We start from the raw sequence: 14,103 nt of genomic DNA on the forward strand, positions 1-14,103 counted from the left end.
TCCGGACGAGGGGGCGCGGCGATGGTAGCGGAGCCCGCGCATCCGGCGGCCATGCGTGCACGGCTGCGCCGATCGCGCAAAGTGCCGCCACGCGTCGCTGTGCTTAGACTCTGCGGCTTCCGTCCGTGGAGACCGTCATGCAGACCCCCACCGCAACAACGCTCTATTACTCGCCGGGCGCAGCGAGCCTCGTCGTGCACTGGCTGCTGATCGAACTCGGCGAGCCGCACGAGCTGCAACTGGTGGACACCAAGTCGGGCGAGCAGAAGCGCCCGGAATATCTCGCGCTGAATCCGAACGGCGTGGTGCCGACGCTGGTGCTGGACGGGCAGCCGCTGTTCGAGGCCGCCGCGCTGCTGCAGACGCTTGCCGAACGCCATCCCGACGCCGGGCTGCTGCCGCCGGTCGGCGATGCGCGTCGCGCCCTGCACACCCAGTGGATGTTCCACCTCGCAAACGTGGTGCAGCCGCTGTTCCGCATCTGGTGGTACCCGCACGAGGTCGCCGGCGAAGCGCAGGCCGAGGCCGCGCGCGCCCACGTCGCGCCGCGCATCGAGGCGGCCTGGGGGCGGCTGGACGCGCACCTTGCGGTGCATGGTCCTCACCTGCTCGGCGAGCAGCCCAGCGTCGCCGATTTCTATCTGGTGATGCTGATGCGCTGGTCACGCAACATGCCCAAGCCCGCGACGGAATGGCCGCATCTGGCCGCGCTCGCGCAGCGGCTCAAGGCGCGCGAATCGTTCCGCACGCTTTACGAGCGCGAAGGGCTGACGGAGTGGGCGTGACTGGCCCGCGGCGCGTTTCGCGTTTGTGTACGTAACGGCGGATGCGCCGCGCCGACGATCGGCGGCTACCGTCCCGGCCGATCAGTGTCGGCGCCGGGCCGGGCGCGCCGGGTGCGCCGGCCCCGGCGGGTGATCGGTTAGGCTTGAGCCAGGCGTCCGGTCCGCGGGCGCCGTGGCCAGGACGGCGTTCGATGCGGGCAGCATGCCCACAGGTTTCCACTTAGCAATCAGGGGCTGCTGTAGATGAGCGCAAACGCGACCTCGACCCGCCCGGGCGCCATGCCCAGGCAGATTCCGTACATCATCGGCAACGAGGCGTGCGAACGTTTCAGCTTCTACGGGATGCGCAACATCCTGGTGCCGTTCCTTGTCACCAGCATGCTGCTCGCGTATGCCCCGCTTGCCGAGCGCGAGGGGCTGGCGAAGGAGATCTTCCATACCTTCGTGATCGGCGTGTACTTCTTCCCGCTGATCGGCGGCTGGATCTCCGACCGCTTCTTCGGCAAATACAACACGATCTTCTGGCTGTCGGTCGTCTACGTGATCGGCCACGGCTTCCTGGCGGTGTTCGAGGACAACCGCACCGGCTTCTACACGGGCCTGCTGCTGATCGCGATCGGTTCGGGCGGCATCAAACCGCTGGTCTCGGCGTTCGTCGGTGACCAGTTCGACCAGACCAACAAGGCGAAGGCGAAGGTCGTCTACGACGCGTTCTACTGGACGATCAACTTCGGCAGCTTCTTCGCATCGCTGCTGATGCCGGTGTTCTTGAAGAACTACGGGCCGTCGGTTGCGTTCGGCATCCCGGGTCTTTTGATGTTCATTGCGCTGGTGATCTTCTGGGCCGGTCGCAAGAAGTACGTGCGCCTGGCGCCGACGCCGCCGAATCCGGACTCGTTCGGCAACGTCGTGCGCACCGCGCTGACCGCGCCGGGTGGCCGGTCCGGCATGCTGGTCGCGCTGGTGGGCGTGGCGCTCTCGATCGTCAGCTTCGCGTTCATCGGCACGCTCGGCTTCGTGTCCTCGTTCTGTCTCGCGCTGGTTTTCCTGCTCGCGTTCGGCGGCTGGGGCGCGGCGATGAACCTGCAGCTGGCGCGCGGCAGGCACCCGGACGAGGCGGTCAACGGCGTGCGCGCGGTGCTGCGCATCCTGATCGTGTTCGCGCTGGTCACGCCGTTCTGGTCGCTGTTCGATCAGAAGGCCTCGACCTGGGTGCTGCAGGGCCAGGAAATGTCCAAGCCCGAGTGGTTCCAGGCCGCGCAGATGCAGGCGCTCAATCCGCTGCTGGTGATGCTCATCATCCCGTTCAACAACCTCGTGCTGTACCCGGCGCTGCGCCGCATGGGCTTCGAGGTCACCGCGTTGCGGCGGATGGGTTGGGGCATCGCGTTCTCGGGCCTGGCGTGGATCGTCGCGGGCATGCTGCAGCTGGCGCTGGACGGCGGCGACCCCGTCTCGATCGTCTGGCAGGTACTGCCGTATGCGCTGCTGACGTTCGGCGAAGTGCTGGTGTCGGCTACGGGCCTTGAGTTCGCGTACAGCCAGGCGCCGCAGCCGATGAAGGGCACGATCATGAGCTTCTGGCTGCTGTCGGTGACGGTCGGCAACCTCTGGGTGCTTCTGACCAATACTGCGCTGCGCAACGACGTGGTGTCCGCGCAGGTGGCCTCGTGGGGTATCAGCGAGACCGCGTTCCTGATGTTCTTCTTTGCGATATTCGCGCTGGTCGTGGCCGGGATATTCGCGCTGTACGCGCGTCACTATCCGATGCAGGACCACTACCGCACGGCCTGACGGGACTCCCGATGCTGACTTTCCTGCTGATAGGCGTGACCGTCCTGCTGTCGTGGCGCGCGTTCGAGCGGCCACGCCTGCTCGAGAGACTGATCCTCTGGCCGCCGGCAATCGACCGCAAGCACCAGTACGAGCGACTGGTGACGCACGGCTTCATCCATGCGGACTGGCAGCACCTGCTGTTCAACATGATCACGCTGTTCTTTTTCGGACGCGCGATCGAGGGGCTGTTCGCCCAGTACATGGGCCCGCTGGGCTTCGTGCTGTTCTACGTCTCGGCGATCGTCGTCGCGATCCTGCCGACGTACGTGCGGCACCGGCGCGACGCGAACTACCGCAGTCTCGGCGCCTCGGGCGGCGTGTCGGCGGTGCTGTTCGCGTTCATCCTGCTGGATCCGTGGACCCTGATTTTCGTGTTCTTCCTGCCCGTGCCCGCGATCGTCTACGCGGTCGCTTACGTCGGCTACTCGTTCTGGGCCGACAAGCACGGCGGGGACAACGTCAACCACAGCGCGCACCTGTCGGGTGCGGCCTATGGCGTGTTGTTCATGCTGCTGATGGAGCCCCGGGTCGCCGGGGTGTTCCTGCAGGAACTGGCAAACCCGTCCTTTCTGAGCTGAGCGGCGATCAGCCGCGTATGGTTACCGCACGCGGGGTAGCGTCGTCATTGCCGACGGCATAGGTGCGCAGCAGGCGCCCGTAGACCACTTCGTCCAGCCGGCGCAGTTCCGCGCTGCCCGGATCACCCTGCGTCGCCAGATCGAACAGGCGTGCGACCGCGTCGTCATCGCTGAGGTCGGGCATCGGGTCGTTTGCGATCATGGCAGTCAGCGTTTCAGGAAAGAAACCACTCTGCAGTTACGCGCGTGTCGGCGCCGTCTACGCCAGCGCTGCTGCTCGTGCTCCGCGTGAGCCGTCTTCGATCTTGAGCGGCGCGGCATCGGGCGAGGCGCGCGCGTCTCTCACCTGATCTGAATGAATCGCGTGCTACGACGCGTTTGCGCCAGCTGGCGCCACTCTCGATACGGAGAATCCCATGGCGACGAAGACAGGTGGACGTTCCAAGCCGGCCGCCCACGCGGGCAATGGCGACTCGAAATCCGCAGTGAAACGAACCTCTGCACGTGGCTCCGCTGGTAAATCAGAGGACGACGGCGCGTCGCGGAAAACCGCTTCGAAGAAGTCGGCAGCCTCCGACGGCGCCGCGGCAGGCAAGGGCGCAAAAGCGGCCAAGACCGGAAAGTCCGCGGTAACGAGCGGGAAGGCGGGCGCAATTGGGGCGTCGTCGGCGAACGGCAGTGGTCGCGCCGGTAAGTCCGCTTCGTCGGCGACAGCCGCGAACGGTCGCGGAGCCGCGGCCAAATCGGCCGGTAGCAACGGCGCTGACAAGCGCACGGCCGCCGGAGGAACGCAGGCCTCCCGCGGCACGCCGGGGCGCCGCCAGGATTCGGTGACCGCATCGGGCGACGCGAACGCGAAGCGCGGTGCGCCCGCGGCGCGGGGCACGCGCTCGAAGGCGGCCACGAGCGCACCGCGGGACACCGACGACAGCCCGTCGACCCACAAGAGCGCAAGCCGCCGCGTCACGAATGGCGGGCAGGCGACGCGCAGCGCCTCGGCGTCCAGCGGGACATCGACGCGGGCCCGCAAGAGCTCGGCCGAGCAGTCCACGACGCGCAAGTCCGCGTCGACGCAGCCGGTGACCGATGCCACCCCGTCGCCTTACTCGCCGGCGCGGAAGAAAGGCGTGGGCGCCGCGAACCGGCCGGAGCCATCGAGCGCCGGAGTCGGCGCGCAGGGGCCGGGCGGACGGGCACGTCGCGCGCCGTCCGGTGACGACGGCGGCCGCCGCCAAGCCCGCCGGGGTCGCGGCGACGCCGCCGGTGCAGGCGCTGGCCTGGTCGCCCCGGCCGGCATCACGCCGTCGGCTTCTTACCAGGGCGGTGGAGAAAGCCGCGCGTAACACGCGGCCGCCTTCGCGGGCACATCGCACGCGGTCGGCGAATCTGATGCGACACGCATGATTCGCCGACCGTCGGGATCCGGGCGTCGCCCACCTCGCCGCGTCGCGCGCGAGCCTCCCGGACGCCAGTCGGGAGGGAATCCACAGGAGCCCGCATGAATCCGATCGAGCACGACCGTGACGCCAGTTGTTTCCGCACTTCGTTCGAAGGCCAGGAGGCGACGCTCGAATACGAGCGCGTCGATGGTTGGATGGTCATCACGCACACCCGTGTGCCGCAGGAAGTGTCCGGCCGCGGCATCGCCAGCCGGCTGACCCGTACCGCGTTCGAGGCCGCCCGCGAGGAAGGCCTGCAGGTCCGGCCGATGTGCTCGTATGCGGCCGGCTGGGCCGAGCGCCATCCCGAGTACAAGTCGCTGCTCGAGTAAGGCCTGCGCCGGGCGCGCGGTTATGACAGCATGCCGGCCCCTGTAGCCGTGTGGCGAGTGGCATGCGTCTGAACAAGCACATCAGTGATACCGGTTTCTGCTCGCGACGCGAGGCCGACCGGTTGATCGCCGAAGGGCGGGTGACCGTCAACGGAATGCGCGCCCGCGTTGGCGCCGAAGTGGGCGAGGGCGACCAGGTCCTCGTCGACGGGCAGAAGCTGCAGGCGCGCACCGCCGCGAAGGGCCAGCGCAAACATGTCTACATCGCGCTGAACAAGCCCGTCGGCATCACCTGCACCACCGAGAGCACGGTCAAGGACAACATCGTCGATTTCGTCGGCCATGAGCGCCGGATCTTTCCGATTGGCCGCCTGGACAAGGACTCGGAAGGGCTGATCCTGCTCACGAGCAATGGCGACATCGTCAACGAGATCCTTCGCGCCGAGAACAAACTCGAGAAGGAATACCTCGTCGCCGTGAATCATGCGGTGACCGACGAGTTCCTTCGCGGGATGGCGCGCGGCGTGCCGGTGCATGGCGAGACGACGCTGCCCTGCCGCACCGGGCGGCTCAACAAGTTCGGCTTCCGCATCGTGCTGGTGCAGGGGCTCAACCGGCAGATCCGGCTGATGGCCGCGCACTTCGGTTATCGGGTCAAGCAGCTCATGCGCGTGCGCATCGGCAACGTGAAGCTTGCCCATCTCAAGCCTGGGCAGTGGCGCAACCTCACCGATGCCGAACTGCGAGGCCTGCTGCCGTCGCGCACCGAGTGGTAGGCCTCGCCTCGATTCCGGCGTCACGGCGGTGCCGCTAGCCTGCCGCCATCGACAGTTTTCGGGATTGCAGGCGGATGAGGCTTGGAGCGGCGTTGCGGACGACCTGCCTGGCGGCAGCGTGCTGGTGGCTCGTGGCGTGCGAGCGCGAGCAGCCGGCGACCGCTGCGCCGCCCGCAGCAACTGCAGCGCCCGCAGCAACGCAGCCCGAAACGCCGCCGGCGCCTGCGACCAAGACGCCCGCGCTCGAAGACGTGGTCGAGACCACGTCCCAGTATGTGGTGGGCATCAGCTACCCGCCGGTTGCGTCGAAGTACCCCGGGCTTGCCGCCGAGCTGCAACGCTATGCCGACGCCACGCGCGCCGACCTGATGCAGGCCGTCGGCAAGCGCAAGGATGAGCCCGGCGCGCCGCTGTACGACCTCACCCTGGCGTTCACCGAAGTGCTCGATTCACCCGAGCTCGTCGCAATCGCGGCGGACGGCAGTACGTTCACCGGTGGCGAGAACAGTCGTCCGCTGGTGGCGCGCTTCGTCTGGCTGCCGAAGGAAAACCGCCTGCTCACCGCTGGCGAGCTGGTGCCCGACAGTGCGAGCTGGAACCAGATCGCGGCTGATGTCAGGCGCCAGCTGCAGACGGCGCTTGCGCAACGCGCGGAAGCCGATGGGCTTCCGCCGGCCGAGCGCGCCGCGTTGATCGAACGCGCGGCGCGCCGGATCGAACGCGGCACTGCGCCCGACGCGAAGCATTTCTCCATGTTCGAGCCCGTGCTCGCGCCGTCCGGCAAGCTGGCCGGCGTGCGTTTCGTGTTTCCGGCCGAGCAGCTGGACACCGGCCTGCATGGCACCCAGACCGTCGAGGTGCCGGCCCACGTGCTGCTGCCGCATGTGGCGCCGAAGTACCGGTCGCTGTTCGGCACCGCTACGGGCTGAGCCATCGTGGCTGCCCGCAAACCCGCCACGAAGAAGCCTTCGACGCGCGTGACTGCGGGCAGCGATGTGCCGGAAGGCACCGCGCCCGAGCCAGTCGATGACAGCCTCGCCGCGCTGCGTGATGCGGCAATGGCGTGCAAGCGCTGCGACCTGTGGCGCCCGGCAACCCAGACCGTCTTTGGCGAAGGTCCCGAGCGTGCACGGATCATGGTGGTTGGCGAGCAGCCGGGCGATCAGGAAGACCTGGCCGGCCGGCCGTTTGTGGGGCCGTCGGGGCGGCTGTTCGATCAGGCGCTCGAAGAGCTGGGCGTCGACCGCAGCACGGTCTACGTGACCAACGCGGTCAAGCATTTCAAGTTCACGCCGCGCGGCAAGGTGCGGCTGCACCAGAGTCCGAACCCCGCCGAGCAGCGCGCGTGCCGCGTCTGGCTGGATGGCGAGCGCGAGCGCCTGAAGCCACGCGTGGTTGTCTGCCTTGGCGCGATCGCATCGAAGGCGATCTTCGGCAGCAAGTTCGGCCTCATGCGCCAGCGCGGACAATGGCAGGAGCTCGCCGACGGCGCGCAGGGCTTCGCGACCGTGCATCCGTCGTGGGTGCTGCGCCAGCGCGGCTCCGATGAGCGCGAGCGCGCGTATCGCGGATTCGTCGCGGATCTCGCCCTGCTCACCGAACTCGAGAGCGACTGAGCGGGCGTTGCGCTTGGGCGCGCCGCGGACTGGCCGCGTTCAACGTCCGTTCCCATGACACAAAAAAAACCGCCCGGATTGCTCCGGGCGGTTTTCGCTCAACACGCTTCGACGGCAGCGCTTACTTCGTGCCGCCAGCGGCTGGAGCAACCACGTCCGGCGCCTTGCTGTCGTCCGACACACCCGACACGAGTCCGCGACGCTCGAGCAGCGGCTCGATCTTCGGATCCGCGCCCGCGAAGTCGCGGAACAGCACCATCGCGTCCTTGCTGCCGCCCTGTGACAGCAGCTTCTCGCGGAGGCGATCGCCGTTCTCGCGCGTCAGGCCGCCGTTGTTCTTGATGTAGGCGACCGTATTCGCGTCGAGCACTTCCGACCAGATGTACGCGTAGTAGCCCGCCGAGTAGCCGCCCATGATGTGGCTGAAGTACGGCGTGCGGTAACGCGGCGGCACCGCGTAGAAGTCGATGCCATCGGCGGCGAGCGCCTTGGCCTCGAAGTCCATCACGCCGTTCGCGTCAGGCAGCTGGTCCACGGTGGCCTGGTGCCACTTCTGATCGAGCATCGCCGAGGCGAGGTACTCGGTCGTCGCGTGGCCCTGGTTGAACTTGGACGCCGCGACCACCTTGTCGAGCAGTTCTTTCGGCATCGGCTTGCCGGTCTCGTGGTGCTTCGCGTAGTTCGCGAGCACGCTCGGCCAGTCGGCCCACATCTCGTTGACCTGCGACGGGTACTCGACGAAGTCGCGCGGCACGCTCGTGCCCGAGAACATCGGGTACTTCACGTCCGAGAACATGCCGTGCAGCGCATGGCCGAACTCGTGGAACATCGTGGTGACTTCATCCCAGGTCAGCAGCGTCGGCTTGCCTTCGCTCGGCTTCGGGATGTTCTGGTGGTTCGCAACGACCGGCAGCGTGCCCATCAGCTCGCTCTGGTCGACATACGAGTTCATCCAAGCACCGCCACGCTTCGAGGCGCGCGCGTACGGATCGAACAGGAAGATCGACAGCTGCTTGCCGTCCTTGTCGAACACGTCGTAGACGAGCACGTCCGGGTGATACGTCGGCAGGTCGGTGCGCTGCTTGAAGGTCAGTCCGTAGAACTGGTTCGCGGCATGGAACACGCCGTTTTCCAGCACGTTCTTCATTTCAAAGTACGGCTTGAGCTGGCTCTCGTCGAAGCTGTACTTGTCCTGGCGGACCTTCTCGCTGTAGAAGGCCCAGTCCCACGGCTTGAGCTTGAACGTCGGCTTGCCCTTCGCCTTCTGCTCCTTGTCGATCATCGCCTGCAGGTCGGCGGCTTCGCGCTTGGCATTGGCAACCGCGGCGGGCGCCAGCTTGCCGAGCATCGCGTTGACCGCTTCGGGCGTCTTCGCGGTCTCGTCCTCGAGCACATAGGCCGCGTGCGTCGGGTATCCGAGCATCTTCGCGCGTTCGGCGCGCAGCTTGGTCACGCGCGAGACGATGCCGGTGTTGTCGAACTCGTTGCCGCGGCTGCCACGCGCGATCGATGCCTTGTACAGGCGCTCGCGCAGGGCGCGGTTTTCGAGGTCGGTGAGCGGCGGCTGGCCGGTGGTGTTGAGCAGGGCGATGACGTACTTGCCCTCGAGCCCCCGTTTTTTCGCGGCCTCGGCGGCTGCGGCGATCGCTTCGTCGGACATGCCGGCGAGCTCTTCGCGCGAGTCGACGACGATCGCCGAGTCATTGACCTCGGCCAGCACGTTCTGGCTGAACTTCGTGCCCAGCTGTGCGAGCTCGGAATTCATCTTCTTGAGCTTCGCCTTGTCGGCTTCCGACAGGTTCGCGCCGGCGCGGACGAAGTTCGTGTAGTAGCGCTCGATCAGGCGCACGCCTTCGGGGTCGAGGCCGAGCTTGTCGCGGTTGTCGTGCAGCGTCTTGATGCGTGCAAACAGCTTGGAATTGAGGTTGATCGCATCGCTATGCGCGGAGAACTTCGGCGCGTATTCGGCCTGGATCTTCTCGCGCGTCGGGTTCGTGTCGGCGCCAACGAGGTTGAAGAACACCGATGCCGCACGGCTCAGCGTCTGGCCGGACTTCTCCATCGCGACGATGGTGTTGTCGAACGTCGGCTTCTCGCGGTTGTTCGCGATCTGTTCGACTTCCTTCAGCTGTTCGGCCATGCCTCGGTCGAACGCGGGCCCGAAGTCGCTGTCCTTGATCTTGTCGAAGTGCGGGTACTTCAGCGGCAGCGTGCTTTCGGTGAAGAACGGGTTCGCCTGGGACGGATTCGACTTCGACGGACTGGACTGGGGTTGGCTCATTGCGGCCTCGGGTTTGGCGGACTTCTGGGCCAGTGCCGGTGCGCCGGTCGAGGCAAGCGCGACGGCAAGGGCCAGCGCAAGGGGATGCTTCATCGTGACAACCTCTCGGTGGTGAACCCGTGGAGCCTAGCGCAAGCACGGTGTACGGGCGCATGACGAAAGCCATGGCGGGCTCTACGCGACTGGCCCGCTTCACGTTCGCAAAACCGTTTGGCAGGCAGGGTGGACGCTTCCCCCAAGTGGCCGTTTCCGGCAAAGGAGCAACCGATGGATGTGACCAGCGTGATGACCCGAAACCCGGCGACCTGCCGCGCCGAGTCGACCGTGCGCGAAGTGGCGCGCCTGATGCTCGAGCACGACTGTGGTGAGATTCCGGTTGTCGACCAGTCGATGCGTCCGATTGGCGTCGTGACCGACCGCGACATCGTGGTCCGCCTCGTCGCCGAGGGTCGCGATGTCAACGAGTGCAAAGTTCAGGAAGCCATGTCGACCCCGCCGGTGACCGTGAGCACCGATGCGAAGTTGACCGACGTGATCGACGTGATGGAATCGCGCCAGATCCGCCGCGTCCCGGTCGTCGATATGGACGGCAAGATCTGCGGCATCATTGCCCAGGCCGACATCGCCCTCACCGGCAAGGACCGCAAGACCGGCAACGTGGTCGAGGAAGTCTCGAAGCCGGGCAGCCGTCACTGACGGTAGTCGGCCCGCGGCATCCGTCGCGTGCCGGTTGAGCCTTGCAATCGCGCCGCTGCGGTCCCGTCCTCAAGGGCGGGCCGCAGCGGCGTTTTACGTTGTGACGCATCGATGCTGGCAGGTGCGGACTGACGGACGCAGTGGCATCGTTTGTAATGACTTCCAAACCAGCGCGTTGAAGGACTCCAATGACCGAGCTCTACGACTTCTCCGCGACCGATATCGATGGGCAGCCGCGATCGCTCGGCGAATGGCGCGGGCAGGTGTTGTTGATCGTCAATGTGGCGTCGCGGTGCGGGTTTACGTCCCAGTACGCCGGGCTGGAACAGTTGTGGCGTCAGTGCCGGGACCGCGGCTTTGCCGTGCTCGGGTTTCCCTGCGATCAGTTCGGCCATCAGGAGCCCGGTGACGAGCCTGAAATCCGCGAGTTCTGCTCGAAGAACTACGACGTGACGTTTCCGATGTTCGCGAAAATCGACGTCAACGGCCCGGACGCGCACGCGCTGTGGACGTGGCTCAAGCGCGAAAAAGCCGGGCTGCTCGGTACCGAGGTGATCAAGTGGAACTTCACCAAGTTCCTGGTCGCTCGCGACGGGCGCGTGCTGCGTCGCTATGCACCGAACGATGAGCCTGCAGGTATCGCGGGCGATATCGAGGCTGCGCTCAGCGAGGCACGATGAGCTACCGCGTCGAGTTCTCGTATGACGCCGGCATCCTGCGCGCCCACCTCAGCGGCGGCGGTCGGGATCTGGACAGTACGATCGACGCGTGGCGGCGCATCGCTGCCGAGATCCACGAGCGCCGGCCGCCAGCCGTACTGGTCGTGTCGGACGTGCCAGGCGAGCCGTTCACGCCGGCGCAGGTGCAGGCCTTCATCCAGGCCATGATCGGCCTGGGTTTCGAATCACTGCGCATTGCCTACGTCTACTCGCAGGCTGTGCGCTGGCACGAGGGCGAGGTCGCGGAAATCCTCGCCGCCGAGGCCGGATTCGAAGCGCGCGCATTCGCCGAAGAGCGCGCGGCGCGCATGTGGTTGCGTCACGGAGAGCGCGCAGCCGACGTCTAGTCGGTAGCTAACCGGGCCCCATGCAGCCGGGCGTCTGAGGCGCGGTCACTTCTCGACGAACGCGCGCTCGTACACGTAATGGCCGGGCACGCCGATGCGCGGCGCAGCGCTGAAGCCGCGTGCGTCCAGCAGCGCACGGAAGTCGGTAAGCATCTGCGGGCTGCCGCAGATCATCGCGCGATCGTGCTCGGGATCCAGCGGCTCGATGCCCAGCTGCTCCGCCATGCGGCCGGTGTCGAGCATCTGCGTCAGGCGGCCACGCTGGTCGCGGCCTTCGAACATGAATTCCTCCCGGGTGACAGCCGGGTAGTAGCGCAGCTTCGCGCTGATCTGCTCGCCGAGGAACTCATGGCGTGGCAGCTCGTTGACGATGTAGTCGCGGTACGCCAGGTCCTTCTCGCAGCGCACGCCGTGCGTGAGGATCACCTTGTCGAAGCGCTCGTAGGTGTCCGGGTCCTTGATGATCGCCAGCCACGGCGCGAAGCCAGTCCCGGTGCCGAGCAGGTACAGGTTGCGGCCTGGATGCAGGTCGTGGATCAGTAGGGTGCCGGTCGGCTTGCGCCCGACCAGCACCGTGTCGCCCGGCTTGATGTGCTGCAGGCGTGAGGTCAGCGGGCCGTTCGGCACCTTGATGCTGAAGAACTCGAGCTGCTCTTCCCAGTTCGCGCTCGCGATCGAATACGCGCGCAGCAGCGGTCGCGTCGAGCCGTCGGGCTGCTCGACCGGCAGGCCGATCATCACGAACTGGCCGTTGTCGAAACGGAAGCCGTCGTCGCGCGTGGTCGTGAAGCTGAAGTAGTCGTCCGTCCAGTGACGGACATCCAGCACGGTTTCGGTGCCGAAGGCAGAGGACATGGGCAGGGGACTGCAAGGGGGGCGGCGATTTTAGCCGATCGCCGCCAACGGGCCGTCACCGCATCAGCGGATAGGGGTTGACCGGCGTGCCCTCCGACCAGCGCTTTTCCGGCCCGAGGCGGAACACCGCGAAGTGCAGGTGGGGCGCGCTCGGGTCAGCATTGCCGGTGCTACCGACGTAGCCCAGCACCTCGCCGCGCTTCAGCACCTGGCCTTCTGCCAGGCCCGGCGCGTAGCCCTGCAGGTGCGCGTAGTAGTACGCGTAGGTGCCGGTCGGGTCGAACTGGTAGACCGTGAGACCGCCGGCCTTGCTGTCGAACAGCTTGGCCACCGGGCCATCGGCGACAGCCACCACCGGCGTACCGGCTGGCGCCAGGATGTCGAGCGCTTCGTGGATGCGCTCGGTGCCGCGCGGGTCGTCAAACGTGTCTTCGAGTTGGTCGAAGCTCACGCCCTGCACGGGGACCATCAACTGCCCCGACGATGCGGCCGGCACCTCGTCCTCGCGCGGTAACGCAGGAACTTCGGATGGCGTCATCGGAGGGGGCGCGACGGGGCCGGGCACCGTGGTGGCCGGCGTCGGCGCGGGTGCGTCCGTGGCCGGCACAGCCGGCTGCACCTGTGCGACGGGCGGAGCCTCCGCCGCATCACGCGTCATCCAGAAGTAGATCAGGTTGGCCCCGAGTAGCAGGCCGACTACGAACAGCAGCACTCCTTTCATCGCGGACGCTGTCCCGACCCGCTCAGTTCTGCAGGATCGCCGGGGTGCCCGGCGATACGGCCTGAGCAACCGCCATCGCCGACCAGTTGGTCAGGCGAATGCAGCCATGCGACTGGGTCTTGCCGATCAGCGCCGGCGCCGGGGTGCCGTGCAGGCCGTAGTGCTCCTTCGACAGATCGATCCAGACCACGCCGACCGGATTGTTCGGGCCCGGTGCGATCTTGGCCTTCGAATGCGACGGGTCGGAGTCCCAGAACAGCTTCGGGTTGTAGTGGAACACCGGCTCCTTGGCGACGCCGTTGATCTTCCACTCGCCGATCGGCAGCGGGTCATGCGAGCTGCCGGTGGTCGCCGGGAACTGCGCGATCTTCTTGTCCGCAGCGTCGAACAGGCTCACCGTCTTGTCTGAATCGTCCACTACGACACGGGTCGCCTTCGGCAGCGCAGGCAGGTCGAGCACATTCGGCACGACGATCGTGGCTCCCGGCTGCGTGATGTCCTTGCCGGGGTTGAGCTGGGAAAGCAGTTCCGGGTTTGCATGGAACTTCTCGCCCAGCGCCTCCTTCGCCGATTCATAGCCGAGGCGTTCGAGCTTGGCCTGGGCCATCATTCCGGACGGGATATCGGTAAACGGTCCGGAGACATCGGCTTCCGTCACCGTGTACTCGACGAGTGCCGGCGCTCCGGTCGACGTCAGTGCTGCCCAGGTCTTCGCGTCCAGACTGTCGCCGCTCCCCAACCCTTGGCTTTCGCGATAGCCGGCAAGCGCTGTGCGGGTATTCCCGCCGTCCCGGCCGTCGATCTGTCCCGGCGAGAAGCGAGCGCGTTCGAGCATCACCTGCAAGCGCAGCATCGATGCGCGTGCTTTTGCGTCGGTCGTCGCATCGGCCTGGTTGACGGTTTCGATATCGAGCGAGGGCGTCGCGGCCTGCACGGGCGACAACGCGCCCGCGATAAACAGGGCGAGCGGCAGCAGGGCGGTGTGACGGTTCATGAGGCGGCTCCCGTTGCGGATGAGCCAATCCTGCGCAGCGGTATGTAGGGCACGCCGTGAAAACCGCTGAGCACGCGCTGCCGCCGTTCATGTGTGTAGCGGCGGCCGTTCAGCACGGTGGCGAATTT

Annotated in this window: 15 protein-coding genes and 1 pseudogene; 10 read left to right on the top strand and 6 right to left on the bottom strand. The window is 66.7% G+C overall.

Annotated features, from left to right (window positions below; translation table 11 throughout):
* The first annotated feature begins 137 nt into the window (after positions 1-137).
* The 3 genes from ACFFGH_RS07390 to ACFFGH_RS07400 all read left to right on the top strand — a co-directional run bounded on the left by ACFFGH_RS07390 (position 138) and on the right by ACFFGH_RS07400 (position 3,199).
* Positions 138-785: a glutathione S-transferase family protein gene (locus ACFFGH_RS07390; protein WP_386666478.1), complete on the top strand. Its 648-nt coding sequence runs from the start codon at positions 138-140 to the stop codon at positions 783-785.
* Between the two features lie 243 nt (positions 786-1,028).
* Positions 1,029-2,579 carry a POT-type proton-dependent oligopeptide transporter gene (locus tag ACFFGH_RS07395; protein ID WP_386666481.1) on the top strand — a complete coding sequence of 517 codons (1,551 nt, stop codon included), beginning with the start codon at positions 1,029-1,031 and terminating at the stop codon, positions 2,577-2,579.
* A gap of 11 nt (positions 2,580-2,590) precedes the next feature.
* Positions 2,591-3,199 carry a rhomboid family intramembrane serine protease gene (locus tag ACFFGH_RS07400; protein WP_386666483.1) on the top strand — a complete coding sequence of 203 codons (609 nt, stop codon included), beginning with the start codon at positions 2,591-2,593 and terminating at the stop codon, positions 3,197-3,199.
* 7 nt (positions 3,200-3,206) lie between these two features.
* Here ACFFGH_RS07400 and ACFFGH_RS07405 read toward each other — a convergent pair whose 3' ends face one another.
* Both ACFFGH_RS07405 and ACFFGH_RS07410 read right to left on the bottom strand, forming a co-directional pair.
* Entirely contained in the window at positions 3,207-3,401 is a 195-nt protein-coding gene (locus ACFFGH_RS07405) for a hypothetical protein (RefSeq protein WP_386666486.1), read from the bottom strand.
* 165 nt (positions 3,402-3,566) lie between these two features.
* Complete coding sequence (locus ACFFGH_RS07410; RefSeq protein WP_386666490.1) at positions 3,567-4,292, bottom strand: hypothetical protein; 726 nt, start codon at positions 4,290-4,292, stop codon at positions 3,567-3,569.
* A 405-nt stretch (positions 4,293-4,697) separates the two neighbouring features.
* Between ACFFGH_RS07410 and ACFFGH_RS07415 the strand changes: the two genes are divergently transcribed.
* The 4 genes and pseudogenes from ACFFGH_RS07415 to ACFFGH_RS07430 form a co-directional block, all read left to right on the top strand.
* The gene (locus ACFFGH_RS07415; protein ID WP_386666492.1) at positions 4,698-4,970 is read left to right on the top strand and encodes a GNAT family N-acetyltransferase; all 273 of its coding nucleotides are present in this window, start codon (positions 4,698-4,700) and stop codon (positions 4,968-4,970) included.
* Between the two features lie 62 nt (positions 4,971-5,032).
* Positions 5,033-5,746 carry a pseudouridine synthase gene (locus ACFFGH_RS07420; protein WP_386666495.1) on the top strand — a complete coding sequence of 238 codons (714 nt, stop codon included), beginning with the start codon at positions 5,033-5,035 and terminating at the stop codon, positions 5,744-5,746.
* Positions 5,747-5,838: 92 nt separating this feature from the next.
* Positions 5,839-6,675, top strand: coding sequence for a hypothetical protein (locus ACFFGH_RS07425; RefSeq protein ID WP_386666498.1), 837 nt, complete (start codon positions 5,839-5,841; stop codon positions 6,673-6,675).
* A gap of 66 nt (positions 6,676-6,741) precedes the next feature.
* Positions 6,742-7,362: pseudogene (locus ACFFGH_RS07430) on the top strand (UdgX family uracil-DNA binding protein); the annotation flags it as partial.
* 121 nt (positions 7,363-7,483) lie between these two features.
* On the opposite strand, the gene ACFFGH_RS07435 reads toward ACFFGH_RS07430, so the two are convergent.
* Positions 7,484-9,736 (bottom strand): M3 family metallopeptidase, encoded by a 2,253-nt coding sequence (locus ACFFGH_RS07435; RefSeq protein ID WP_386666501.1) that lies wholly within the window; start codon positions 9,734-9,736, stop codon positions 7,484-7,486.
* Positions 9,737-9,910: 174 nt separating this feature from the next.
* On the opposite strand from ACFFGH_RS07435, the gene ACFFGH_RS07440 reads away from it, so the two are divergent.
* From ACFFGH_RS07440 to ACFFGH_RS07450, 3 genes are all read left to right on the top strand, one after another.
* Positions 9,911-10,339 (top strand): CBS domain-containing protein, encoded by a 429-nt coding sequence (locus ACFFGH_RS07440; protein WP_386666504.1) that lies wholly within the window; start codon positions 9,911-9,913, stop codon positions 10,337-10,339.
* 188 nt (positions 10,340-10,527) lie between these two features.
* The gene (locus ACFFGH_RS07445) at positions 10,528-11,019 is read left to right on the top strand and encodes a glutathione peroxidase (RefSeq protein ID WP_386666506.1); all 492 of its coding nucleotides are present in this window, start codon (positions 10,528-10,530) and stop codon (positions 11,017-11,019) included.
* Positions 11,016-11,405: a hypothetical protein gene (locus ACFFGH_RS07450; RefSeq protein ID WP_386666509.1), complete on the top strand. Its 390-nt coding sequence runs from the start codon at positions 11,016-11,018 to the stop codon at positions 11,403-11,405. Before ACFFGH_RS07445 ends, ACFFGH_RS07450 begins: the two co-directional genes overlap by 4 nt.
* Positions 11,406-11,450: 45 nt before the next feature.
* Here ACFFGH_RS07450 and ACFFGH_RS07455 read toward each other — a convergent pair whose 3' ends face one another.
* The 3 genes from ACFFGH_RS07455 to ACFFGH_RS07465 are packed head-to-tail and all read right to left on the bottom strand — an operon-like array spanning position 11,451 to position 13,975.
* Complete coding sequence (locus ACFFGH_RS07455) at positions 11,451-12,260, bottom strand: ferredoxin--NADP reductase (protein WP_386666511.1); 810 nt, start codon at positions 12,258-12,260, stop codon at positions 11,451-11,453.
* A gap of 55 nt (positions 12,261-12,315) precedes the next feature.
* On the bottom strand, positions 12,316-12,981 hold the full coding sequence (locus ACFFGH_RS07460) for a M23 family metallopeptidase (RefSeq protein WP_386666513.1): 666 nt from the start codon (positions 12,979-12,981) through the stop codon (positions 12,316-12,318).
* Positions 12,982-13,003: 22 nt separating this feature from the next.
* Positions 13,004-13,975 (bottom strand): L,D-transpeptidase family protein, encoded by a 972-nt coding sequence (locus ACFFGH_RS07465; RefSeq protein WP_386666516.1) that lies wholly within the window; start codon positions 13,973-13,975, stop codon positions 13,004-13,006.
* Between the last annotated feature and the right edge of the window lie 128 nt (positions 13,976-14,103).

The organism is Lysobacter korlensis, assembly GCF_042434515.1.

Bases quoted from the DNA above. Each gene is read 5' to 3' on its own strand.
- ACFFGH_RS07460 (WP_386666513.1), bottom strand. From the start codon at position 12,981: ATGAAAGGAGTGCTGCTGTTCGTAGTCGGCCTGCTACTCGGGGCCAAC.
- ACFFGH_RS07420 (WP_386666495.1), top strand. From the start codon at position 5,033: ATGCGTCTGAACAAGCACATCAGTGATACCGGTTTCTGCTCGCGACGC.
- ACFFGH_RS07405 (WP_386666486.1), bottom strand. From the start codon at position 3,401: ATGATCGCAAACGACCCGATGCCCGACCTCAGCGATGACGACGCGGTC.
- ACFFGH_RS07400 (WP_386666483.1), top strand. From the start codon at position 2,591: ATGCTGACTTTCCTGCTGATAGGCGTGACCGTCCTGCTGTCGTGGCGC.
- ACFFGH_RS07435 (WP_386666501.1), bottom strand. From the start codon at position 9,736: ATGAAGCATCCCCTTGCGCTGGCCCTTGCCGTCGCGCTTGCCTCGACC.
- ACFFGH_RS07455 (WP_386666511.1), bottom strand. From the start codon at position 12,260: ATGTCCTCTGCCTTCGGCACCGAAACCGTGCTGGATGTCCGTCACTGG.
- ACFFGH_RS07465 (WP_386666516.1), bottom strand. From the start codon at position 13,975: ATGAACCGTCACACCGCCCTGCTGCCGCTCGCCCTGTTTATCGCGGGC.
- ACFFGH_RS07450 (WP_386666509.1), top strand. From the start codon at position 11,016: ATGAGCTACCGCGTCGAGTTCTCGTATGACGCCGGCATCCTGCGCGCC.
- ACFFGH_RS07445 (WP_386666506.1), top strand. From the start codon at position 10,528: ATGACCGAGCTCTACGACTTCTCCGCGACCGATATCGATGGGCAGCCG.
- ACFFGH_RS07390 (WP_386666478.1), top strand. From the start codon at position 138: ATGCAGACCCCCACCGCAACAACGCTCTATTACTCGCCGGGCGCAGCG.
- ACFFGH_RS07440 (WP_386666504.1), top strand. From the start codon at position 9,911: ATGGATGTGACCAGCGTGATGACCCGAAACCCGGCGACCTGCCGCGCC.
- ACFFGH_RS07395 (WP_386666481.1), top strand. From the start codon at position 1,029: ATGAGCGCAAACGCGACCTCGACCCGCCCGGGCGCCATGCCCAGGCAG.
- ACFFGH_RS07415 (WP_386666492.1), top strand. From the start codon at position 4,698: ATGAATCCGATCGAGCACGACCGTGACGCCAGTTGTTTCCGCACTTCG.